The sequence below is a fragment of the Streptomyces sp. NPDC048191 genome, from assembly GCF_040652655.1.
Taxonomy (GTDB): domain Bacteria; phylum Actinomycetota; class Actinomycetes; order Streptomycetales; family Streptomycetaceae; genus Streptomyces.
This window is the reverse complement of sequence record NZ_JBEZMO010000001.1, coordinates 598,661-621,563: the sequence shown is the minus strand read 5'-3', so window position 1 is coordinate 621,563 and position 22,903 is coordinate 598,661. Positions and strand designations below refer to the sequence as shown.

The 22,903-nt window shown below is 73.2% G+C and carries 16 protein-coding genes and 1 tRNA gene; 5 read left to right on the top strand and 12 right to left on the bottom strand.

What is annotated here, in order from left to right:
- Position 1: 1 nt before the first annotated feature.
- From AB0D93_RS02835 to AB0D93_RS02825, 3 genes are read right to left on the bottom strand one after another with little or no spacing between them, the layout of a single operon-like run.
- Positions 2-463 (bottom strand): SRPBCC domain-containing protein, encoded by a 462-nt coding sequence (locus AB0D93_RS02835; RefSeq protein ID WP_362111745.1) that lies wholly within the window; start codon positions 461-463, stop codon positions 2-4.
- On the bottom strand, positions 460-816 hold the full coding sequence (locus tag AB0D93_RS02830) for a metalloregulator ArsR/SmtB family transcription factor (protein WP_362111742.1): 357 nt from the start codon (positions 814-816) through the stop codon (positions 460-462). Before AB0D93_RS02830 ends, AB0D93_RS02835 begins: the two co-directional genes overlap by 4 nt.
- Before the next feature lie 11 nt (positions 817-827).
- Positions 828-1,199 carry a VOC family protein gene (locus tag AB0D93_RS02825; RefSeq protein ID WP_362111739.1) on the bottom strand — a complete coding sequence of 124 codons (372 nt, stop codon included), beginning with the start codon at positions 1,197-1,199 and terminating at the stop codon, positions 828-830.
- 264 nt (positions 1,200-1,463) lie between these two features.
- On the opposite strand from AB0D93_RS02825, the gene AB0D93_RS02820 reads away from it, so the two are divergent.
- On the top strand, positions 1,464-1,943 hold the full coding sequence (locus AB0D93_RS02820; protein WP_362111736.1) for a hypothetical protein: 480 nt from the start codon (positions 1,464-1,466) through the stop codon (positions 1,941-1,943).
- 122 nt (positions 1,944-2,065) lie between these two features.
- Complete coding sequence (locus AB0D93_RS02815; RefSeq protein WP_362111733.1) at positions 2,066-2,581, top strand: DUF4232 domain-containing protein; 516 nt, start codon at positions 2,066-2,068, stop codon at positions 2,579-2,581.
- Positions 2,582-2,629: 48 nt separating this feature from the next.
- Here AB0D93_RS02815 and AB0D93_RS02810 read toward each other — a convergent pair whose 3' ends face one another.
- Positions 2,630-3,739, bottom strand: coding sequence for a DUF2786 domain-containing protein (locus tag AB0D93_RS02810; protein WP_362111730.1), 1,110 nt, complete (start codon positions 3,737-3,739; stop codon positions 2,630-2,632).
- Between the two features lie 361 nt (positions 3,740-4,100).
- Between AB0D93_RS02810 and AB0D93_RS02805 the strand changes: the two genes are divergently transcribed.
- From AB0D93_RS02805 to AB0D93_RS02795, 3 genes are all read left to right on the top strand, one after another.
- Positions 4,101-4,727, top strand: coding sequence for a LysE family translocator (locus AB0D93_RS02805; protein ID WP_362111727.1), 627 nt, complete (start codon positions 4,101-4,103; stop codon positions 4,725-4,727).
- Positions 4,728-4,834: 107 nt separating this feature from the next.
- Positions 4,835-5,617 carry a Clp protease N-terminal domain-containing protein gene (locus AB0D93_RS02800; protein WP_362111724.1) on the top strand — a complete coding sequence of 261 codons (783 nt, stop codon included), beginning with the start codon at positions 4,835-4,837 and terminating at the stop codon, positions 5,615-5,617.
- A 48-nt stretch (positions 5,618-5,665) separates the two neighbouring features.
- On the top strand, positions 5,666-7,363 hold the full coding sequence (locus tag AB0D93_RS02795) for a bifunctional 3'-5' exonuclease/DNA polymerase (RefSeq protein ID WP_362111721.1): 1,698 nt from the start codon (positions 5,666-5,668) through the stop codon (positions 7,361-7,363).
- Between the two features lie 49 nt (positions 7,364-7,412).
- Here AB0D93_RS02795 and AB0D93_RS02790 read toward each other — a convergent pair whose 3' ends face one another.
- The 8 genes from AB0D93_RS02790 to AB0D93_RS02755 all read right to left on the bottom strand — a co-directional run bounded on the left by AB0D93_RS02790 (position 7,413) and on the right by AB0D93_RS02755 (position 22,840).
- On the bottom strand, positions 7,413-10,952 hold the full coding sequence (locus AB0D93_RS02790; RefSeq protein WP_362111886.1) for a BTAD domain-containing putative transcriptional regulator: 3,540 nt from the start codon (positions 10,950-10,952) through the stop codon (positions 7,413-7,415).
- Positions 10,953-11,462: 510 nt separating this feature from the next.
- Positions 11,463-12,356: a glycosyltransferase gene (locus AB0D93_RS02785; protein ID WP_362111718.1), complete on the bottom strand. Its 894-nt coding sequence runs from the start codon at positions 12,354-12,356 to the stop codon at positions 11,463-11,465.
- A 250-nt stretch (positions 12,357-12,606) separates the two neighbouring features.
- Positions 12,607-12,683, bottom strand: a tRNA-Thr gene (locus tag AB0D93_RS02780).
- A 108-nt stretch (positions 12,684-12,791) separates the two neighbouring features.
- Complete coding sequence (locus AB0D93_RS02775) at positions 12,792-14,393, bottom strand: alpha/beta hydrolase (protein ID WP_362111715.1); 1,602 nt, start codon at positions 14,391-14,393, stop codon at positions 12,792-12,794.
- 236 nt (positions 14,394-14,629) lie between these two features.
- Positions 14,630-15,835 (bottom strand): DNA polymerase III subunit delta', encoded by a 1,206-nt coding sequence (locus AB0D93_RS02770; RefSeq protein WP_362111712.1) that lies wholly within the window; start codon positions 15,833-15,835, stop codon positions 14,630-14,632.
- A gap of 189 nt (positions 15,836-16,024) precedes the next feature.
- A complete protein-coding gene (gene tmk, locus AB0D93_RS02765) occupies positions 16,025-19,342 on the bottom strand; it encodes a dTMP kinase (protein ID WP_362111709.1) in 3,318 nt (1,105 codons plus the stop codon).
- A gap of 200 nt (positions 19,343-19,542) precedes the next feature.
- Positions 19,543-22,374 carry a type I DNA topoisomerase gene (gene topA / locus AB0D93_RS02760; protein WP_362111706.1) on the bottom strand — a complete coding sequence of 944 codons (2,832 nt, stop codon included), beginning with the start codon at positions 22,372-22,374 and terminating at the stop codon, positions 19,543-19,545.
- A 268-nt stretch (positions 22,375-22,642) separates the two neighbouring features.
- Positions 22,643-22,840 (bottom strand): hypothetical protein, encoded by a 198-nt coding sequence (locus AB0D93_RS02755; RefSeq protein ID WP_362111703.1) that lies wholly within the window; start codon positions 22,838-22,840, stop codon positions 22,643-22,645.
- Between the last annotated feature and the right edge of the window lie 63 nt (positions 22,841-22,903).

The following is a 22,903-nucleotide window of genomic DNA, read 5'->3' as shown; positions in this document are numbered from 1 at the left end:
TTTACCGAAGCTGCTCCAGCACCTGCCCCAGAGCGGGCAGGACATGCCCCCGCCACCCCCCGCCCATGATCTTCCGCGCCATCAGCTGCGCCGGGTCGTCCGGATCGAATCCCTCGTGCACTAGGAAGAGACGCGTGCCGCGCCCTTCCTGTTCCAGGGTCCAGGTGATGGTCCAGTCCGCGGGATTGGCCGGATCGGCGTCGGCCCAGCGGACGGACAGCATCCGTTCGATGTCGTAGGCCAGGACCCGCACCTCCACGACCCCGGAGAAGCGGGCGTTGGGACGTGGGACGGAGGTCATCCGGTACCGGTGGCCGACCTCCAGCCGGAAGCCCTCGGCGCCGGGCATCTGCCACTGCACGAGCAGCTCCGGGTCGGTCAGGGCGCGCCAGACCTTGGCGGGCGGGTGCGGGAAGAACTGGTCGACGCGGACGGTGGTCAGGTCGTCGGGTTCGGTGCTCATCGCCGGTCATCGTCCGGCAGTCGGTCGAGGAGATCGCCGAGACCCTTCAGCCGGTCGCGCCAGAACCGCTCGTACGGGTGGAGCCAGTCCTGCACCTCGGCGAGCGGGGCGGCCTCCAGACGGTAGATGCGCTGCCGCCCGCAGCGCTGTTCGGAGACGAGGCCGGCCTCCCGGAGCACCTTGAGGTGTTCCGAGAGGCTCGGGCGGCGCATGTCGAAGTGGTCGGCCAGGGCCTGCACGGGCTGCGGTCCGCGCTCGCGCAGCAGCCGCAGCACCTCGCGACGGGTGGCGTTGGCGAGCGCGGCGAAGACGCGGTCCTCGGCGGCGGCCTCGCGGGTCCCGGCTGCGGTCATCGCGGACCTTCCTACTGGTGAGCCTCCGTGAGCAGCATCAGACCGTTGCCGTCCGGGTCCCGGAAGGAGGCCATCCGGCCCCACGGGTACGCGTCCGGGCCGTGCACCTCGGTGCCCGCCTCGGCGAGCGCCGCGCAGTCGGCGTCGACATCGGTCGTCACCAACATGATCCCCTGTGCCGACCCGGGCCCGAAACCGCCCATGTCCGGCCCCGAGAGCGTGAAGACGGTCTGCGCGCCCTTCGGCGCGACCTGGAGCCAGCGCCCCGGCTGCATCCGCAGATCGGCGGTGACCTCAAAACCGAGGACGTCCCGGTAGAAGCGCAGGGCGCGGTCCTGGTCGGCGACGGGGAGGGTGACGAAAGAGGCGTGGGTGATGTTCATGGGTACGACGATAGGTAGGACATTCCCTACCAGTCAAGTGTAGGAGGTTTCCTACGCGTATTGCTTCACCAGCGGAGGGGCTCCGGTTGGCCGTTGCCCTGAGACCGGCCCGCGCGCGCAGGTTCACAACGGATTCCTGCCCGGCGTCCGGAAGTCCTCCTGGTACCTGCTGGTAGCTTGCTGCGGGCCATCCCGGCCGAGGGCGGCCGGCCGCTACAGCTTGGGAGTTTTCCGGTGACTTCTGCGAGTGCTGCGACTGCAAGGGTGCGGACCGCGACCGTGGCCGCGGGACTGGTGGGTGCGCTCGCCGCGCTGACCGCGTGCAGTGGGGGCGGTGACGGTGGCGGCAAGACCGCCTCCTCGGCGACGCCGAGCGCGACCGCCTCGTCCGCCTCCTCCCCGGGCTCCGGCGCCGTGACCGGCGCCTCGGACAAGCTCCAGGGCAGCTGGATCACCACGAGCGGAGGCAAGATCGTGGCACTGGTGATCACCGGTAAGAAGGCCGGGCTCTTCGTGACCGGCCGGAAGGTCTGGTGCCAGGGCGCCGCGGGTGAGGAGTCCGGGATGCGGATGATCCACCTGACCTGTCCCGACGGCAACAAGGACCGCGCCACCGGCATGGTCGACTCGGTTGACGGCAAGGGCATGACGGTGAGCTGGTCGGGCAAGACCGGCCAGGAGACGTACACCAAGGCGGAGGGCGGCAAGCTGCCGTCGGCGCTGCCGACCAAGGTGAGGCAGTGACAGGTGTGCGGCCGGTGCTGAGCGCCACCTGAAGCGGTGATTCCTCAGGGGGTGCGCGAACAGGGCCGGTGCGCAGGCGCCATGATGCAGGAGCACCGTCACGACCTCGATGGGACCTGCTCATGCGCGCCATTCCGCTCACCGTCACGGCTCTCGCCGCCGCCCTGCTGCTCACCGCCTGTAATGACAGCGGGAGCAAGAGCGGCGGCAAGAACAGCTCGGCCTGCGAGATCGGCGGCGTGTCCGTGCAGATCGGGTCGGCGAGCGTGGCGCCGAAGGCCGGAGACACCGGGGAGATCCCCGTCAGCATCACCAACCAGAGCAAGCCCTGCACCCTGGACCAGTTCGCGGGCGTCATCCTGAACACCGGGGGCACCGAGGCCAAGGTGCCGGCGCTCAAGGGCGCGAAGGCCCAGCAACTGAAGCTCGCGAAGGGCGACTCGGCGTCCTTCACCATCAGCTACGTACGCGGCAAGGACGGCGACAAGACCGCCCTGGCCGCCAGGTCCGTGAAGATCACCCTGCCCGGCACCAGCGCCTCCCGGAGCTTCCCCTGGTCGTACGGCCCCGTCGCCGCCCAGGCCGGCACAAGCACCCCGAACGCCTCCGTGACCGCCTTCCAGCAGGTCGGCGACTGAGGCGGACCGCGCACCGGGCGCGCTCCCGCCGACCGGGCGGGGGCGGGCTCACTCCAGTCGAGGGCGGGCCCTGACCTGGGCCTGGTCGGCCGCTCGTGCGCCCTCCGTCCAGCCGGCCGCGTCGCTCACCCCGCGCAGCCGGGTGGTGGTGGTCTCGGGGAACATGCGCTCCAGCCGGTCGGTGACGGCTGTCTCCCTGGTGGCGAGGACCGGCAACAGGTCCTCGCCGACCTGTACTTCGGCGGCGGCCGCGAGCCGGTCGCCGACACGGTGGGCGTAGGCGGCCAGGAACGACTGCCGGAAGGTCTTGGTCCGCTTGCGCCCGCCGGCTCTCTGGGTGGCCTCCGCCTCGGTCATCGCGTGCGTGGCCTGCACCAGCAGCGAGGTGTAGAGCAGCTCGACCGCCTCCAGGTCGGCCTCGAAGCCGACGACCGTGGAGAACCCCAGCGGTTCGTTCCACACCGCACGGCAGTTGTTCGCGCCGGCCACGGCGTCGAGCAGGACCGCCTTGGCCTGTTCGTACGGCGGCTCGACGCCGATCCGGCAGGCGCCGGGCGCGTCCGGTGCGGGCGCCTCGGCGGCGAGCAGCGCCTCGTCGACGCTGTGTCTCGCCATCAGCTCCTGCGCCTTGGCGCTGAGCGCCTCCGCCTCCTCCGGATACCCGGTCGCCTCGGCCTTGGCGAGCAGTGCGCGGATGCGGGCGAGCATGCGGGTGGCGGCCGGTCCGGCAGCGCGGCGGGGCTCCTCCTCCAGGGGCTCCAGCGGGGGCAGGCGCAACAGCAGGCGGTACAGCTCCAGCGTGGTCGTGGCCTGCGAGAAGCGGTCGGCCGCGGGTGAGGGGGCCGCGGGCAGGTCCGCCAGCTGGGCGGCCCAGCGGCGCCCGCGCGGGCGGTCCCGCCCGGACTGCGCGACGATCAGCGCGGCGACCAGGCGCACATGCGCGTCCTCCAGCTCGCGCCGCACCAGTCGTACGACGTCGGCGGGCTGCCAGCCGCGCCGCCAGGCCGTCGCCACGAACTCCTCGCCCCGCCGCGCGAGTTCTGCATCGGCGGCGGGGTCGGCGGCGAGCAGGGAGGCACCCGAGTCGAGGCCGGTGTCGGTGTCGTCGTGGAGGGCGGCCCGAAAGGCCCTCTCGACCGTGCTGGCAGTGCTGGTCACACCGTCGATCGTGCCATGCACCGCCGACAACGGGCCGGGCGTTGTCCACAGGCTGTGGACGAAGCGGGGCGACGGCGGTGGCGAGGGTGCCTGCGGGTGAGGGCCGACGGTGATCACCACGGTAGCCGCACAGGACCACCGGGCCGGGGAGCACGGCAGCCCTGCGGCCGCCTCCGGCGAGAGGGCGGGCACGGCGCCGCACCGGTCGTCCCGTACGCGCCGGAGCGGGAACAGCCGCAGGACGGCGGTGCCCTGGATTCCGTGGGCCGCCCGCCCGCCCCCTGGGCATCCCGGCCGTGACGGCGTCTCAGTCCCTGGAATTCCGCCCCGCGCGCGCGGAAGGGCGCCAAGCATGGCCTGCATGGTGGACACGTCTCTCTACGCGGCGTTCCTGATCGCCGCTTTCGCACTGTGCGTCACTCCCGGGCCCGACATGATGTTCATCGTGGCGGTGGGCGGCCGGGGCGGCCCCCTGACGGGGGTGGCGGCCGCCGTCGGGGTCGCCTGCGCCATGCTCGTGCACGCGGTCGCCGCGGCACTCGGCCTCTCGGCGCTGTTCCTGGCTCTGCCCGCGCTCTACGAGGCGCTGCACTGGGCGGGCGCGGCCTATCTGCTGTTCCTCGCGCTCAAGGCCTTCCGGGGTGACGGCAGTCCGGCCGGGACCGGGGCGGCGCCGGGCAACGGACGACGGCGGGCGTTCTGGCGAGGTGCCGTCACCAACCTCCTCAACCCGAAGGTGATCCTCTTCAACGTCTCCTTCCTGCCGCAGTTCGTGAACCCCGACCTCGGGCACGTGCGCGAGCAGTTCCTCGTCCTGGGCTTCACGATCACGGCCATGGGCGTCCTGGTGGACGGCTCGGTGGGGCTGCTCTCCGGCAAGCTCGCCTCCCTGTTGCGGCGCAGCCGGCGCGCGGCCCGGGGGCTGGACTACTTCAGCGGGACGGTGTTCACCGGACTCGCGGTGCGCCTCGCCGTCACACCGAAGTAACCGGGCGAAGGCCGCCGCACGGCCCGGCCCAGCGGTGCAGTCCGCAGGGAAAACCGGACTGTCAACCATCGGTTGACAGTCCCAGGGGGGCAACCTACGGTTGACACATGGCGACCAACCCGAACATCACGGCATCCGTACGCCTCGACGACCTCATCGAGGCCATCAAGAAGGCCCACAACGAACCGCTCGAGCAGCTGCAGGACGCGGTGATCGCCGCCGATCACCTCGATGACGTGGCCGACCACCTGATCGGCCACTTCGTCGACCAGGCCCGGCGCTCGGGCGCGTCCTGGACCGAGATCGGCCGGAGCATGGGCGTGACCCGGCAGGCGGCGCAGAAGCGGTTCGTACCGAAGGAGTCCGCCGACGTCGACGCCGGCCAGGGCTTCAGCCGCTACACCACGCGCGCGCGGAACGTGGTCATGGCCGCGCACAACGAGGCGGTGGCGGCCCGCAATCCCGAGGGCCGCCCCGCGCACCTGGTCCTCGGACTGCTGGCCGAGCCCGAGGGCATCGCCGCGAAGGCCATCACCAGCCAGGGCGTCCTGCTGGACTCGGTACGGCAGGCGGCGACCGCCGCGCTCCCGCCCGCCGCGGACGACGTCCCGGAGCTCATCCCCTACGGCCCCGACGCCAAGAAGGTCCTGGAGCTCACCTTCCGCGAGGCCCTCCGGCTCGGCCACAACTACATCGGCACCGAGCACATCCTGCTCGCGCTCCTGGAGCACGAGAACGGCGAGGGCGTTCTCAGCGGCCTCGGCATCACCAAGGCCGCGACCGAGGGGTACCTCGCCAAGGTGCTGTCGCTGCTGGTGGAGCAGAAGAAGGCGGCGGCCACGGCGGCCGAGGCCGCGACGGACGACCCCTCGGCCACCTCCGAGGGCTGAAGTCGCAGGTCAGGACCATTGTCAGACCCGGCTGCCACACTCGCAGTCATGACCGACCGGTGGGCGCTCGCACCGGCCGAGGGCTCGGGCGTGGACGTCGCCCCCCTCGGCCCGGACGGGCTGCCCGCCGGGCCGGTGCGGCGGGAGAGCGATCTCGCCGGGGCGGTGCGGAGCCGCCCGGAGGTGACACGCTGGGTGTGGCGGTCCACCCCCGAGATCTACCCGCGTCTGCTCGCCACGGGGGTGCGAGTCGAGCGGTGTTACGACATCGAGGACGCCGAAACACTCCTGCTGGGCCACGAGGGACGGTACGGCGAGCCGCGCTCGGCCGCCGCCGCCCTGGCCCGCCTCCGGGGCGGTCCCGTACCGCCCGATCCGCCCCAGCGCTCGGCCGAACCGGGCGCCCAGTCCCCGCTGTTCGAGCCCACCGGCACCCGCCTGCCCCTGACCGACCTCCTCGCGGTCTACGCCGACCAGCTGCGGCGGCACGAGCGGACCGCCCACCCCGACCGGATGCGGCTGCTGACGGCCGCCGAGTCGGCCGGGATGCTGGTGGCCGCCGAGATGAACCACGCGGGTCTGCCCTGGAGCGCCGAGGTCCACCGCGGACTGCTGCGGGACCTGCTGGGCGAGCGGTACGCGGGCGGCGGCGAGCCGCGCCGCCTCGCCGAACTGGCCGACGAGGTGTCCGCCGCCTTCGGCCGCCGGGTGCGCCCCGACCTGCCCGCCGACGTGATCAGGGCCTTCTCCCAGGCCGGGATCAAGGTGCGGTCGACGCGCCGCTGGGAGATCCAGTCCCTCGACCACCCCGCCGTCAAGCCCTTGCTGGAGTACAAGAAGCTGTACCGCATCTGGGTGGCACACGGCTGGTCCTGGCTGCAGGACTGGGTGCGCGACGGCCGCTTCCGTCCCGAGTTCCTCGCCGGCGGCACGGTCACCGGGCGCTGGGTGACCAACGGCGGGGGCGGACTGCAGATCCCCAAGGTGATCCGCCGCGCCGTGGTCGCCGATCCCGGCTGGCGGCTGGTGGTGGCCGATGCCGACCAGATGGAGCCGCGGGTGCTCGCCGCGATCTCCCGCGACCCCGGTCTGATGGAGGTCGCCGGCCGCGAGAGCGACCTGTACCAGTCCGTGTCCGACCGCGCCTTCTCCGGCGACCGCGACCAGGCGAAGATCGCCGTGCTCGGCGCGGTCTACGGCCAGACCTCGGGCGACGGCCTGAAGAACCTGGCCGCGCTGCGCCGCCGCTTCCCGAAGGCCGTCGCGTACGTCGACGAGGCCGCCCGCGCGGGCGAGGAGGGCCGACTCGTGCGCACCTGGCTGGGCCGGACCTGCCCGCCCGCCGCCGGAGCCGGCGAGGCGGCGGAGGAGGCGGGCATCCCCGTCGGTGCGGACGACACCGAGACCCCGGCCGACGGCCAGGCCCCCTGGGTCCCGGGTTACGCCTCCACCAACTCCCGGGCGCGCGGCCGCTTCGCGCGGAACTTCGTCGTCCAGGGCAGCGCCGCCGACTGGGCCCTGCTGATGCTCGCCGGGCTCCGCCGGGCCTGCGCGGACCTGGAGGCCGAGCTGGTCTTCTTCCAGCACGACGAGGTGATCGTGCACTGCCCCGCCGAGGAGGCCGACACGGTCGTCCGGGCCATCCGCACCTCCGCCGACCTCGCCGGACGGCTGACCTTCGGCGAGACCCCGGTGCGGTTCCCGTTCACGACGGCGGTGGTGGAGTGCTATGCCGACGCCAAGTGAGCGCCGCCCGGGCGCGTTTCGATCACTGCGGTCGCTCTTCGAGGGCTGTTCAAGGGCTCTTCGCGGACTCCGCGAGAAGCTCCCGCAGCTCCGCCACGACCGCCTGCTCGTCGGTGCCGTCCAGCGCCGCGAGCTCCGCGCGCCAGGCGCCGTACGCCTCCGCCCGCCGCCCACGCGCGCGCAGCAGCAGACCGTCCTGGTGCCGGGCCAGTCCGCCCATGTAGCAGTCGGCACGGGCGTCGGCACGGCTGAGCAGCTCGGCGCACTCCCGGGCCGCCCGCTCGGACTCCCCCAGTTGCCGCAGGGCACGGACCAGGCCGAGCCGGGTCTGGGACTCTCCGTGCCAGTCGCCGTGGCCACCGAGGATGCGCAGGCTCTCCTCGAAGTGCCTGGCGGCGGCCGCCGGTTCGCGCAGGGTGAGATGGGCGTAACCGATGTTGCAGTGCGCCGAGTGCTGCACGATGACCGCGCCGATCGCGTCCCCGATCGCCAGCGAGCGCCGGTGCTGCTCGATGGCGGCACGCGGGTCGGTGTGCTCGTAGAGGTTGCCGAGGTGGCTGTGGGTGACGGCCTCTCCGTAGGGGTCGTTCAGCTGCCGCGAGTAGGCGAGGCTCTGCCGCAGGGCCTCCCCGGACTCCGCGAACCGCCCGAGCCCCTCCAGCAGCAGCCCGCGGTTGTTCAGGCAGCGCCGGATCCGGGAGGCGACACCGAGGCGCCGCCAGATCTCCAGCGACTGGTCGGTGAGGGCGAGGGCGTCCTTCTGCCGGCCGGTCAGGAAGTGCAGGCCCGCGAGGTCGCCGAGCGCGTACGCCTCGGCCGCCTCGTCCCCGAGCCGCCGTGCCGCCCCGAGCGCGGCCCGCCCCAGCACCTCCATCTCCGCGACCTGCCCGCCGCGCTGGACGTAGGGGAAGAGCAGCCGTGCGAGCGCCGAGAGAGCGGCGTCCCGGTGCGGGTCGGGCATGCCGGCGTTCCGGGATATCAGCGCGACGACGTTCTCCAGCTCCACCTCGCCCCACGCGAAGGCCTCTTCGGCGGACTCGAAGGACGGCAGGCGGGCCACGTCCGCCCTGTGCTCCGGCGGCTGCGCCGAGGTCGGGCGACGCCGATCGTCCTGGTCGAGCCCAGGCTCCACGATCGCCTCCAGCACCCGTTCGGCGACAGCGGCGTACCAGCGAAGCGCGGTCAGGTCGGGATCGGGGGTGTCGGCGGAGTCCGTCTGCCGGAAGGCCGTCGGTCGTGCGCCGGACCGTCCCCCGCCGTCCGAAAGGCCGCCCCCGGCCCCGATGCCGGCGCCCCGGGCACCCGGCACGCCGCTGTCCGTGTCCCCGAAGGAGTCGGCGCGCCGGACCACGGTCCACGACCCGGAGTCCGCGGGGGCGCTCGGTGCTCCGCTGCCGGTGGTCCGCTCCGTGTCCGCCAGTTCGCGGGCGAAGTCACGGACCAGGTCGTGCGGGGCGTAGCGGCCGTAGGCCGTCTCCTCCAGCAGGGCGACGTCGACGAGGCGGTCGAGGGCGGCCTCGGCGCGGCGCTCGTCGGTGCCGGTGAGACGGGCGATCAGCGGGGCGCCATAAGTCGGCAGGTCGAGCGCGCCGATACGGCGCAGCGCGAGGGCCGCGTCCCGGTCCACCTCGCGCTCGGCGGCGTCGAGTGCGTCGTGGGCGACGGCCAGGGAACGCCGGACGCTCAGGTCGTCGTACTCCAGGTGGCGCAACCGGCCCGCTGTCTGGGCGAGTTGACCGGCCAGCACGTCCGGGGTGAGAGCGTGGCGGGCGGCGAGCCGGGCGGCGACGACGCGCAGCGCCAGCGGAAGCCCGCCGGTCAGCTCGACCAGCGCGTGCCCGGCGTCCAGTCCCTCGCGTCCGCTCACCGCGCGCAGCAGCGCCGCGCTGTCCTCGCCGGTGAGCGGGGTGAGCGGGAAGCGCCGGGCGCCGTCGAGGGCGGTCAGCGGCGAGCGGCTGGTGACGATCACGGCACAGCCGGGTCCGGCCGGCAGCAGGGGTCGCACCTGGGCCGCGCTCGCCGCGTCGTCCAGCACCAGCAGGACGCGGGCCGGGGCGAGCAGTGAGCGGAGCAACGCGGTCGCCGCGTCGGGGTGTTCGGGGATGCTGCGCGGCTCGGCGCCCAGGTCCCGGAGCAGCGCGGCGAGCGCCTGGGGTGAGGTGAGCGGAGTCATGCCGGGCGTGGCGCCGTGCAGGTTGACGTACAGCTGCCCGTCAACGAAACGTTCCCGCAGCTCATGCGCCACGTCCAGGGCGAGCGCGCTCTTCCCGACGCCCGCCATGCCGCTGATCACCGCGATGGCGGGGGCCGGGGCGGGCGGCTCGGTGAGCGCATGCCACAGCGCGCGGCGGACGTCCGCCCGGCCGGTGAAATGAGCAGGCGGAGGAGGGAGTTGCGCCGGTCGCGGCGTCTGCCGGGCATCCGGTGTGACGTCGTCCTCGTGCGGGACCGGCGCAGCGCCCCTTTCCTCGGTGGCGTCCGGCAAGCGGACCGGGTCCTGCGGCTGGCGGCGGGCGGCCTCCTCGGCCGTCCGGTGCCGGACACCGCGCTGCCCCTCCGGCCCCTGCTGCTCCTCGTCGCTCCCCCGCAGCACCTCGACATGGGCCTCACGGACCGCCGGGCCGGGTTCGATGCCGAGTTCCTCGATCAGGCGGGCACGCAGATCACGGTGGACGGCGAGGGCCTCGGCCTGACGGCCGGTGCGGTGCAGGGCGAGCATGAGCTGACGGTGGTAGGCCTCACGCATCGGGTACTCGGCTACCAGCGCCGCGAGCTCCGGGACGATTCCGGTCAGCCGCCCGCCGCCCAGGGCGAGTTCGGCGTCGTAACGCCACTCCAGCAGGAGCAGCCGGGCCTCCTCCAGGCGCTGCACCAGCGCATATCCGCCGAGGTCGGCGGGGAGCCCGCTGAGCGGCGTGCCGCGCCACAGCGCGAGTCCGGCGGTGCAGGCCCGTACGACGGCCGGCCAGTCGCGCCAGGCGTGCGCGGCACGCGCCTCGGCGACCCGCGCGTCGAAGACGTGCACGTCCAACTCGCCGTGGTCGACGCGCAGTACGTATCCCGGCGGTACGGCCCTGAGCCGGTCGGGGTCGTCCAGGAGCCGGCGCAGCCGGGTGACGTGGTTGTGCAGCGATGCCTGCGCGGAGACCGGCGGCGCCCCGCCCCACAGGGCGTCCTTCAGCGACTCCACCGACACGACCCGGCCCGGTTCCAGCAACAGCGCGGCGAGCAGCGCGCGCACCTTGGGGCTGCCGATGGCCCGGACGCCGTTGTCGGGGGCGGGCTTGCGGGGAGCGGCGTCGCGGGTGCCCTCGGCACCGGACGGGTGGGAGGCGGTGTCGCGGATGCCGCCGGCGACGCCGGGAGTGCGGGAAGCGGGGCCGTCCGGGGCGGACTTGCGGGGCCGGGGACCGTCGGCAGCGGTCCCGCCGGGACGAGGATCAGCGACGGCCGGCCTGTCGCGGTGGCCGCCGTCGGCGGCAGGGCTGCCGGAAAGAGTGCCGAGGGTCTCGTACGAGATCGCGGATGGCGGTCGGTCGTACAGGACCGGTGGCCCCAGCAGTCCGAACCGCAGCTCGCACCGGCGCATCACGCCGCTCCACTGCCTTCCCGCGCGGTCGGGGCCGACCGTGCTCCACGGCGAGCGCGCGCCCGCCACCCCCTGGCGGAATTCCACCCTGTCCACAACGGTTTCCCGCCACCTTCCACCGACCGGTCCGGCCCCGGATCGGCCTGTTCGACGGACTGCTTCAGAAAACCGTCGGCGAGTTCCGGCCAACGGTTCCGCGACCTGCCGACGAACCGTTGGCCACATGTTAGCGATCCGTTGGCGCGTCCTGATGTGATCATTTCCATCGGATCTGGCCCGACGGCGCGCGCGTAGTCGCGTAACTCGGGGGAGTGTCGCCGCAGGCTGGGTCCGGGGACGCAAAGGGGCCCCGGTCGGCGGAGGTGAACGCCCGGGGCCCTGTCCCGTTTCCTTCTCCGCGCCCCGCCGGCGAGATGGGGCTCGGCGCGTCGGTGAAGTCCCGGGCCCCGGTTGCCCGATGGATGTTCCGGACTCCGTAACGACGAACGGGTGGTGGCTTCCCGGCGGTCCTCAGATCACCGGTGGACGCCCCAGCCGGGTGAGGCGCCACACCGTTCCCCAGCGCATGGGGCGGCGCTCGCCGGCCGGTTTCCGCAGGCCCTCCACGAATCCGCCGAGCCACGCCCTCAGCCCCGCCGCGGAACGGGTGCGGGCCAGGGTGAGCAGCGTCCACACCCCGAGGTGCACCGGGATGAGCGGCCACGGCAGCCGGCGCCGGACGAGCCAGACGCGGTTGCGGGCGTTGACGCGGTAGTAGATGGCGTGCCGGGCCGGTGAGGTCTTGGGGTGCTGGAGGAGCAGTTCGGGGGCGTAGCGGATCTTCCAGCCGGCGTCGGCGGCACGCCAGGCGAGGTCGGTCTCCTCGTGCGCGAAGAAGAACTCGGCGGGCCAGTCCCCCGTCTCGGCCAGCATCGCCATGCTCAGCGCGTGCCCGCCGCCGAGGAAACCGGTGACGTAACCCCCGCGCAGCGGATCCGACTTGCCCACGCGGGGCACGTGCCGTTGCTGGGTCTCGCCGTGCTCGTCGGCGATGCGGAAGCCGACGATGCCGAGGCGCGGGTCGGCGGCGTACAGGTCCCGTACGCGCCGCAGCACGTCGGCGTCGACCAGCAGGCCGTCGTCGTCGAGTTCCACGACGACGTCGACGTCGCCGTACTCGCGCAGCCGGGCGAGGGCGACGTTACGGCCGCCCGGGCAGCCGAGGTTCTCCTCCACGTCGATGGTGGTGACCTCGCCCGGCAGGGAGAGCCGGCGGGCGAACTCGGGCAGCCGGCAGCCGTTGCCGACGATCACGGTCCGGGCGGGGGCGAGGTCCTGCTTGGCCACGGACTCCAGCAGGGCGTCGACCTCGGCGGGCCGGTTGCCCATGGTCACCACGGCGACGGCGATCCTCGGCTCCACCACGTCCCTCACCCCATCCGGCCGACGGCGGCACCGCGCCCTGACCGCGCGGTGCCCGCCGTTCACCAAGATGTTGCCTCAGGTCCGTGGGTTCACCCGAGCCCGATTCACTTTGCGGGCCCTTTGCTCCGCTTTTGTCGGCAAGTTCCCTCCCGCCTGCCGCACCACCCGCGCTCCCCCGTGCCGCCCCAGCCCACTTGCCCCCAGAGCACGGGAAAACCCCAGGTCAGTAACCTCTGACCTGGGGTTCGTATGGAGCCGCCTTCGGGATTCGAACCCGAGACCTACGCATTACGAGTGCGTTGCTCTGGCCATCTGAGCTAAGGCGGCGCGCCGTCCGCACTATGGTGCGATCGGCAACGTCGGTAAGTCTACACAGTTTCTGGGGGTGCTCCGACCACGCCCCGGAGGCACGGGCTCCGGGGCGGCCGACAGGATCTACGAGCAGCGCTTTCCCTCGGCCGGCGGGGTGCCGTTGAGCAGATAGGCGTTGATCGTCGAGTCGATGCAGGTACTGCCGCGGCCGTAGGCGGTGTGACCGTCGCCGACGTACGTCAGCAGGCGCGCCGAGGAGAGCTGGTGGGCCAGGGCCTCCGCCCAGCGGTACGGCGTCGCCGGGTCGCGAGTGGTGCCGACCACCACGATCGGCGCCGCACCCTTCGCCGCGATGCGGTGCGGCGCGCCCATGGCCTTCACCGGCCAGTACGCGCAGTTCAGCGAGGACCACGCCAGGACCGCGCCGAACACCGGGGACGCCTTCTCGAACTCGGGCAGTGCCTTCTCCACCTGGTCCGGGCCGGTGAAGGCGGGCGGCAGGTCCAGGCAGTTCACGGCGGCGTTGGCCATCATCAGGTTGCTGTAGTGGCCGTCGGCGTCCCGTTCGTAGTAGCTGTCGGAGAGGGCGAGCAGGCCCGCGCCGTCCTTCTCCTTCATCGCCGAGGTCAGCGCCTCGCGCAGCTGCTCCCAGGTGCCCTGGTCGTACATCGCCGCGATCACCCCGGTCGTGGCCAGCGACTCGCCGAGCTTGCGGCCGTCGGCGTCGCCCGCCGGGATGGGGTGCGCGTCCAGCTTCCGGAAGAACGCCTCCAGGTGGTCCCCGACCTGCGCGGGTGTCGTGCCCTTGCCGCCGAGCGGGCAGTCGGAGTGCCGTACGCAGTCCTTCGCGAACGCCTGGAACGCCGTCTCGAAGCCGGCCGTCTGGTCGAGGTTCATCTTCCGGGCGTCGACGGAGGGGTCCATCGCGCCGTCCAGGACCATCCGGCCGACCCGGTCGGGAAACAGCCCGGCGTACGTCGCGCCGAGGAACGTGCCGTAGGACGCGCCCACGTAGTTCAGTTTCGGATCACCCAGTACCGCCCGCAGGATGTCCATGTCGCGTGCCGCCTCGACGGTGGAGACGTGTCGCAGCAATCGCGCCGAGTGCGCCCCGCAGCTCTCGTCGAACTTCCGGTCGGCGGTGACCAGCGCGTTCCGCTCCCGCTGGTCGTCGGGGGTCAGGTCCGTCTGCGTGTACGCGTCCATCTGGCGGCCGTCGAGGCATTCGACGGGCTCGCTGCGGGCGACGCCCCGGGGGTCCATCGCGATCATGTCGTAGCGCGCGCGGACGTCGGCCGGGTAGCCGATGCCCGCGTAACTCTGGAGGTAGGCGACCGCCGAGCCGCCCGGACCACCCGGGTTGACCAGCAGCGAACCGAGCGGCCTGCCCTTGCCGGTGGCCTCCTTGCGGGCGACGGCGAGCCGGACGTCGCCCGAGCCGGGCTTGGCGTAGTCCAGCGGGGCCTTCATCGTCGCGCACTGGAAACCGGAGACACCGCAGCTGCGCCAGTGCAGCCGCTGCGTGTAGTACGGCGCCAGCGCCGAAGGCGTCGTGGCCGGCAGCGCCGCCAGCGCCGCTTCCGCCGCACCGTCCGATGTGGTCGAGCTGCCCGAGGAGCAGGCGGACACGAGCAGGGCGGCGACCGTGGCAAGGGTGGCTGAGAGGCGTGCCGTCGTCCGGCTGCGGGCGCCCGGGTTCCGGCGGAGGGATGGCCTGGTGTGCATCACGCGAGCGTAACGCTGCGCGACGGCTGAGGAGCGGAGGGTGTGGATTATGGCTCGTACGAGGGACATGCGTGCCTCCGAGGTGTGCCAGAGGGCAGGCAGGGGGACGGGCTGCGGGACGTACGCACCTCCGAGGGGACTCAGGGGATGAGGGGTGCCTGCGGTCCGGGAGGACGAGGAGGGGTCGGCGGTGGGTCCCGGCGTGACGTGGTCGGACCGCCCTCGGCGTGCCCCGGTCAGCCCGCCCGCAACGCCATCGTCATCGCCTCCACCGCCAGCAACGGGGCCACGTTGCGGTCGAGGGCCTCGCGGCACGCGGCGATCGCCTCGATGCGGCGGAGCGTGGATTCCGGGGCGCTGCCGCGCGCCAGCCGCTCCAGGGCGTCCTCGGCGTCGGCGTTGGCGATCGCCACGCGGGAGCCGAGCTGGAGGGCGAGGACGTCGCGGTAGAAGGCGGTGAGGTCGCCGAGGGCGATGTCGAGGCTGTCGCGCTGCGTGCGGGTTCTTCGGCGCTTCTGCATGTCCTCGAGGTCCTTCATCACGCCTGCCGTGCCGCGCGGCAGCCGGCCGCCCTGGACCGCGCCCAGCGCCGCCTTCAGCTCCTCGGCCTCCTTGCCGTCCATCTCCTCGGCGAGCTGCTTGGCGTCCTCGGCGGCCGCGTCGACCAGTTCCTGGGCGGCCCTGAGGCAGGCGCCGACCTCGTCCAGCCGCAGCGGCAGCTTGAGCACGCTCGCGCGCCGCTCCCGGGCCGCCGGGTCCGTGGCCAGGCGGCGGGCCCGGTCGACGTGTCCCTGGGTGGCGCGCGCGGCGGCCGCCGCCACCTCGGGTTCGATGCCGTCGCGCCGGACGAGCATGTCGGCGACCGCGTCCACGGACGGTGTGCGCAGGGTCAGGTGGCGGCAGCGGGAGCGGATCGTCGGCAGCACGTCCTCGATGGAGGGGGCGCACAGCAGCCAGACGGTGCGGGGAGCGGGCTCCTCGACGGCCTTGAGGACCGCGTTGGCCGACTTCTCGTTCAGCCGCTCGGCGTCCTCGACCAGGATGATCTGCCAGCGGCCGTTGGCCGGGGCGGTGAACGACTTGCGGACCGTGTCCCGCATGTCCTTCACCAGGATCTCGGCGCCCACGGCCGCCACCGAGGTGACGTCGGCGTGGGTGCCGAGCAGCGCGGTGTGGCAGCCGTCGCAGAAGCCGCAGCCGGGGGCCCCGCCGAGCGCACGGTCGGGGCTCACGCACTGCAGGGCCGCGGCGAAGGCCCTGGCCGTCTGGTTCCGGCCCGCGCCGGGCGGGCCCGTGAACAGCCAGGCGTGCGTCATCTTCGAGGCCTCGGGCAACGGCTCGGCGGCCGCGGCGGCCGTGACGAGGGCGTCGGCGTCCCGCGCGGCCGCGTCGAGCACCGCGCTCACCTTCTCCTGCCCGACGAGGTCGTCCCACACGGTCATGGGTCACGCCGCCCTTCCGTCACACTCCGCGTTGCTTCCATCCATTGTGCGGGTGGGCACTGACAACGGGCTCCGGCCGGCGTTCCGGCAGGCCCGACCGGAACTCCGGACACGGGGCGGAAAGGCGAGGGCGGCGCCGATCGCCTCCGATCGGCGCCGCCCGGTGCCACTTCCCCGGGGAACGGGTCGTCAGCCGCGCCGGCCGCGGCCCCTGCGGCCCTGCTCCTCGTCCTGGTCGCCGTGCTCCCGCTCGTCGTACGAACCCAGCAGCTCGTCCGCCAGCGACGGCAGGTCGTCCAGCGGGGTCTCCTCGGCCCAGTCGGGCCGCGGCCGGCGCCGAGGCGTGCCGTCGGCGTCGACCTGGGGCATCTCGCGCGTACGGTCCTCGGAGCCGTCGGGGCCCGCGACGGGCCGCTCGTCCCGGAAGAAACCGGGCGGCACCCGGTCCGCCGGGGCATCGCCCCGCACGGGCGGCAGCACGGCGGTCTCGTCGGCCGCACCCGGAGTCACCGGCGGCAGCACGGCCGTCTCGTCGGCCGCACCCGGAACCCGCGGCAGGACCGCCGTCTCGTCCGCCGCGCCCGGAGCGGGCGAAGCAGGCGGCTGCGGCAGCTCGGCCGTCACCTCGGCGTCGGTGTCCGGCCGGGCCGTCCGCGCGGCACGGTCGCCCCGCGCACCCTTCGCCCCCGCTTCCGCGGCGGCGTCGGCCTCGTCGCGCACCGGACGCAGCACCGTCGTCTCGTCCGTGCCCGCTCCGGGCGGGACGACCGGCGTCGGGACCGTCTCCTCGGTGCCGCGCGCGTCCGGCGACACCACCGGGGTGGGAACCGTCGCCGCGTCCGGGACCACACCAGGCGCGGTCGGCAGGGGTGCTCCGGGGCGGCGCGCGGCCGTGTCGGCCGCCGCCGCGGCCTCGGCCGCCTGCCTACGGGCCTCCTCGGCGCGCAGCAGGGCCTCCTCGGCCTTGCGCTGCTTCTCCAGCCGCCGCGCTTCCTCCTCCGCGCGCAGCCGGGCCTCTTCCTCGGCCTGCCTGCGGCGGCGTTCCTCCTCGGCCCTGCGGCGGGCCTCCTCCTCGGCGCGGGCCTTCTCCTCGGCGAGGAGGCGCTGCCGCTCCTCCTCCGCGCGCCGGGCCGCTTCCGCCGCCCGCTGCCGGGCCTCCTCGGCCTGCCGTTCGGCCTCGCGGCGCTGCGCCTCCTCCAGCTCGCGGCGCTTGCGCTCCTCCTCCTCGGCGCGCAGCCGGGCCAGCTCCTCCTGCCGCTCGCGCTCCAGGCGCTCCTCCTCGGCCTTGCGCGCGGCCTCTTCCTCGGCCTTGCGGCGGGCCTCCTCCTCGGCCTTCTTCCGCGCCTCCTCCTGGGCCTTCACCTCGGCCTCGGACAGCGGCAGCAGGGTGTCGAGCCGGTGCCGGACCACGGTGGTGACGGCCTCGGGCTCCTGGCCGGCGTCCACGACCAGGTAACGGCCGGGGTCGGCGGCGGCCAGCGTGAGGAAACCGGACCGCACGCGCGCGTGGAACTCCGCCGGCTCCGACTCCAGCCGGTCCGGCGCCTCGGTGAACCGCTCGCGGGCGGTCTCGGGGGAGACGTCCAGCAGGACGGTCAGGTGGGGCACGAGACCGTTGGTCGCCCAGCGGTTGATGCGGGCGATCTCGGTCGGGGACAGGTCACGGCCGGCCCCCTGGTAGGCGACGGACGAGTCGATGTAGCGGTCGGAGATGACCACGGCGCCGCGCTCCAGGGCGGGCCGTACGACGGTGTCGACGTGCTCGGCCCGGTCGGCGGCGTACAGCAGCGCCTCCGCGCGGTGGGACAGGCCCGCCGAGGAGACGTCCAGCAGGATCGAGCGCAGCCGCTTGCCGACCGGCGTGGCACCCGGCTCGCGGGTGAGCACGACCTCGTGGCCCTTGGCGCGGATCCACTCGGCGAGGGCCTCGGCCTGGGTGGACTTGCCGGCGCCGTCGCCGCCCTCCAGGGCGATGAAGAAGCCGTTCGCCGCCGGTGCCTCGACCGGGTCGTCGCCGCCGAGCAGCGCGTCCTTGAGGTCCTGGCGCAGTGGGATGCCGGAGCGGTCGTCGACCTTGGCGAGCACCAGCGCCGCGACCGGCAGCAGCAGCGCGCCGACCAGCATCAGCGTGAAGGACGCACCGCCGTGCGCGAAGACGAACCTGCCGTTCTCCAGCCGGTGCCGGCCGATCAGCCCGGCGACCACGGGGGCGACCAGCACGCCGAGCGCTATGAAGACCCGGACGACCGCGTGCAGGTGCTCGGTGACGCGCGCCCGGCGGTAGTCCTCGGTCTCCTGGTCGAGCAGCGCGTGCCCGGTGTTCGCGGCCACGCCCGCGGTGACGCCGGCCAGCGTGACGATCAGCAGGACCGTGGTGACGTCCGGGACCAGCCCGGCGGCCAGCAGGGCGACACCGGTGACGGCGATCGCGAGGGCGAGCAGCCGGCGGCGCGAGAGCGAGGGCAGCAGAGCGGGAGCCGTGCGGACGCCGACGGCGACACCACCGGTCAGGCCGAGTACCAGCAGGCCGTACAGGACCGGGCCGCCGCCCAGGTCGGTGGCGTGCAGCACACACACCGACACAGCGGCCGCGATGGCTCCGGCGACCGCGGCGCAGGCCGGGACGAGCAGCGGGATCGCGCCCGTACGGCCCTTGTCCACGCCGCTGCCGGTGCGCGGACGGCGCAGGCCCTCCAGCGGCGACCGCGCCCGGGGGGTGCGCACCTCGGGCAGTTCCAGGTAGGTCAGCACGGACAGCGAGGCGGCGAACAGGCCGGCCGCCACGTACGAGGCGAGGGCCGCGTGGTGCTGGTCGAACCAGGCCACGCCGGTGCCGAGGAGGTTGTTGAGCAGACCGGCGACGAGCAGAGCGGCGGCCGCCAGCGGGACGGCCAGGAAGTTCGTGCGCAGCGACAGACGGCGCAGGGCGTCCATGTGGTCCGGCAGCGGCCGGACGGTGGCGCCCTCCGGGGGCGGGCCGGGCAGCAGGGCCGGTGCGGCGCTCTCCCGGCACACCGTCCACAGGCGCTCGGCTACGCCGGTGACGAAGGCGGTGACCAGCAGGACGGCCGGCGCGTTGCCCGGGGTCCAGTCGATCCACAGGGGCGCGACGATCAGCAGTGCGGCGCGCACGCCGTCGGCGCCGACCATGGTCCAGCGGCGGTCGAGCGGGCCGTCCTGGGCGGTGAGGGTGGTCAGCGGGCCGAGGAGGACCGCGCCGAAGAGCAGTGTGGCGAGCACGCGGGCCGCGAAGACCGTCGCCACTGCGAACGCCACTCCCCGGTATCCACCGCCGAAGGCGCTCTGAGAGATCGCCGCCTGCAGGACCAGGACGACCAGGACGAGGAGTGCGAGGCTGTCGCCCACACCGCTCACCAGCTGTGCGCTCCACAGGCGCCGCAGCTGCGGTCGGCGCAGCAGGGAACGGACGGCGCGCTCGCGGGAGTCCGCGACCAGGGCGTCGTCCGGGGCTGTGGTGGGGGCCGTTGGCTGCTCGGCTCGCGTCATGCGTTCAGCCTATCCGCAGCCACCGACACCACACGTCGCCTGTCCTGGCATGCGCACGCCCCGACACCAAAGTGATGCCGGGCCGTTCACATCGCGAAGCCGAACACCGCCTCGACCCTCCCCGCCGGAAGCCGGCCCGGGCCCGCCCGAGCAGGCCGTCGGAGCTCCCTGCCGGAATCCCGGCAGGACCCGCGGAGCCGTCAGTCCTCCGAGCCGGGCGACGTCGCCTTGGACGCCGTGGCCTTCTTGGCGGTCGTCTTCTTCGCCGTGGTCTTCTTCGCGGCCGCGGTCGTCTTCTTGGCCGCCGTCTTCTTGGCCGCCGTCTTCTTCGCCGGAGCCGTCTTCTTGGCCGCCGCCTTCTTCGCGGTCTTCTTGGCGGGGCCCTTGGCGCGCTTCTCGGCGAGCAGCTCGAAGCCGCGCTCCGGGGTGATCGTTTCCACACTGTCACCCGAGCGCAGAGTCGCGTTGGTCTCGCCGTCGGTGACGTACGGGCCGAAGCGGCCGTCCTTGACCACGACCGGCTTGCCGGAGACCGGGTCCTCGCCCAGCTCCTTCAGCGGCGGCTTGGCGGCGGCCCGGCCACGCTGCTTCGGCTGGGCGTAGATCGCCAGCGCCTCCTCCAGCGTGATCGTGAAGAGCTGCTCCTCGGACTGCAGCGAGCGCGAGTCCGTGCCCTTCTTCAGATACGGGCCGTAGCGGCCGTTCTGCGCGGTGATCTCCTGGCCTTCGGCGTCGGTGCCGACGATCCGCGGCAGCGACATCAGCTTCAGGGCGTCGTCGAGCGTCACCGTGTCGAGCGCCATGGACTTGAACAGCGAGGCCGTACGCGGCTTGACCGCGTTCTTGCCGGTCTTCGGGGTGCCCTCGGGGAGCACCTCGGTGACGTACGGGCCGTAGCGGCCGGCCTTGGCGACGATCTGGTGGCCGGTGGCCGGGTCGGTGCCCAGCTCGAAGTCACCGCTGGGCTTGGCCAGCAGTTCCTCGGCCAGCTCGACGCTCAGCTCGTCCGGCGCCAGGTCGTCCGGGATGTCGGCGCGCTGGTGCTGCTCGGTGTCCTTCTCGCCGCGCTCGATGTAGGGGCCGTAGCGGCCGACGCGGAGCACGATGCCGTTGCCCACCGGGAACGACGACACCTCGCGCGCGTCGATCGCGCCCAGGTCGGTCACCAGCTCCTTGAGGCCGCCGAGGTGGTCCCCGTCGCCGTTGCCCGCCTCGGCCGCGCCGCCGTGGCCCGTGCCCTCACCGAAGTAGAACCGCTTCAGCCACGGCACGGCCTTGGCCTCGCCGGCCGCGATGCGGTCGAGGTCGTCCTCCATCTTGGCGGTGAAGTCGTAGTCGACGAGCCGCCCGAAGTGCTTCTCCAGGAGGTTGACCACGGCGAAGGACAGGAAGGACGGCACGAGGGCCGTGCCCTTCTTGAAGACGTAGCCGCGGTCGAGGATCGTGCCGATGATCGACGCGTACGTCGACGGGCGGCCGATCTCCCGCTCTTCCAGCTCCTTGACCAGCGAGGCCTCGGTGTAGCGGGCCGGGGGCTTGGTGGCGTGGCCGTCGACCGTGATCTCCTCGGCGGACAGCGCGTCGCCCTCGGCGACCTGCGGCAGCCGGCGCTCGCGGTCGTCCAGCTCGGCGTTCGGGTCGTCGGCACCCTCGACGTAGGCCTTCAGGAAGCCGTGGAAGGTGATCGTCTTGCCGGAGGCGCTGAACTCGACGTCCCGGCCGTCGGCGGCGGCGCCGCCGATCCGCACGGTCACGCTGTTGCCGGTCGCGTCCTTCATCTGGGAGGCGACGGTGCGCTTCCAGATGAGCTCGTACAGCTTGAACTGGTCGCCGGTCAGGCCGGTCTCGGCGGGCGTGCGGAAACGATCACCCGAGGGCCGGATCGCCTCGTGGGCCTCCTGCGCGTTCTTGACCTTGGCGGCGTACGTACGCGGCTGCGGCGGCAGGTAGTCGGCGCCGTAGAGCTGCGTGACCTGGGCGCGGGCGGCCGCGATGGCGGTGTCGCTCAGCGTCGTGGAGTCCGTACGCATGTACGTGATGTAGCCGTTCTCGTACAGCTTCTGCGCGACCTGCATGGTGGCCTTGGCGCCGAAGCCGAGCTTGCGGCTGGCCTCCTGCTGCAGCGTCGTCGTACGGAACGGGGCGTACGGCGAGCGGCGGTACGGCTTGGACTCGACGGACCGCACGGAGAAGCGGGTGTTCTCCAGGGCGGCGGCGAGGGCGCGGACGGTCGCCTCGTCGAGGTGGAGGGTGTTCTCGCTCTTGAGCCGGCCGACGGAGTCGAAGTCGCGGCCCTGCGCGATCCGCCTGCCGTCGACGGTCTGCAGGCGGGCGACCAGCGACGACGGGTCTGACGGGTCTCCCGCGCGGCCGGTCGCGAAGGTGCCCGTCAGGTCCCAGTACTCGGCGGAGCGAAAAGCGATGCGCTCGCGTTCCCGCTCGACGACGAGTCGCGTGGCGACGGACTGCACACGGCCGGCCGAGAGCCGGGGCATGACCTTCTTCCACAGCACCGGCGAGACCTCGTAGCCGTAGAGGCGGTCGAGGATGCGGCGGGTCTCCTGGGCGTCGACCAGCTTCTGGTTGAGCTGGCGCGGGTTGGCGACGGCCTCGCGGATCGCGTCCTTGGTGATCTCGTGGAACACCATCCGCTTGACCGGGATCTTCGGCTTGAGGACCTCCTGGAGGTGCCAGGCGATGGCCTCGCCCTCCCGGTCCTCATCGGTGGCGAGGAAGAGCTCGTCGGAGTCCTTCAGCAGGTCCTTGAGCTTCTTGACCTGCGCCTTCTTATCGGCGTTGACCACATAGATCGGCTGGAAGTCATGGTCGACGTCCACACCGAGACGGCGGACCTCGCCGGTGTACTTCTCGGGCACCTCCGCGGCGCCGTTGGGGAGGTCGCGGATGTGCCCGACGCTCGCTTCGACGACGTAGCCGGGGCCGAGGTAGCCCTTGATCGTCTTCGCCTTGGCAGGCGACTCGACGATGACGAGTCGGCGGCCGCCCTGTGCGGTCTCGCTGGTCGGGGACAACTTCGCTCTTCTCTCCGGTCGACGCTGGGGCCTCCCCAGGGCTTCTTCCCGGGGCCGCGGCGTACTGCTGGCACGTGTGACGCTGCGGAGTGTGACGGTACATCCCGCCCCCGTGTCAAACGGGAAAAGCCCGCAACGGCCACTCGAACGGTAACCCGACTACCGTCATTCCTGCCGCCCGGAGTACCGGGTACCCACTCGAGGCATGTCCGGAGCGTGACGCTCCCCTTACTCCCGCGGCACACGCGCGGCGGGGCGCCCGCCGACGTCAGAGGCGGCTCAGGCAGTACACACCGAGGGCCAGCGCGACCGTCCCGGCCACGCTCGCGAGGGCGGCCGATGCGAGCTGGTTCACACCGTGGGCGACCGGCTCGCGGCGCTTGAGGCGGGTGCCCGTCCAGGCCAGCAGGGCGCCTCCGAACAGGGCGAACACCGCTCCCGCGAAGATCGCCGGCCCGCTCTCCATCGCCCGCCCACCTCTTCCGTGCCGTCCGGCTCCGCCCGCGCCCGGAGACTGCCACGCACGGGA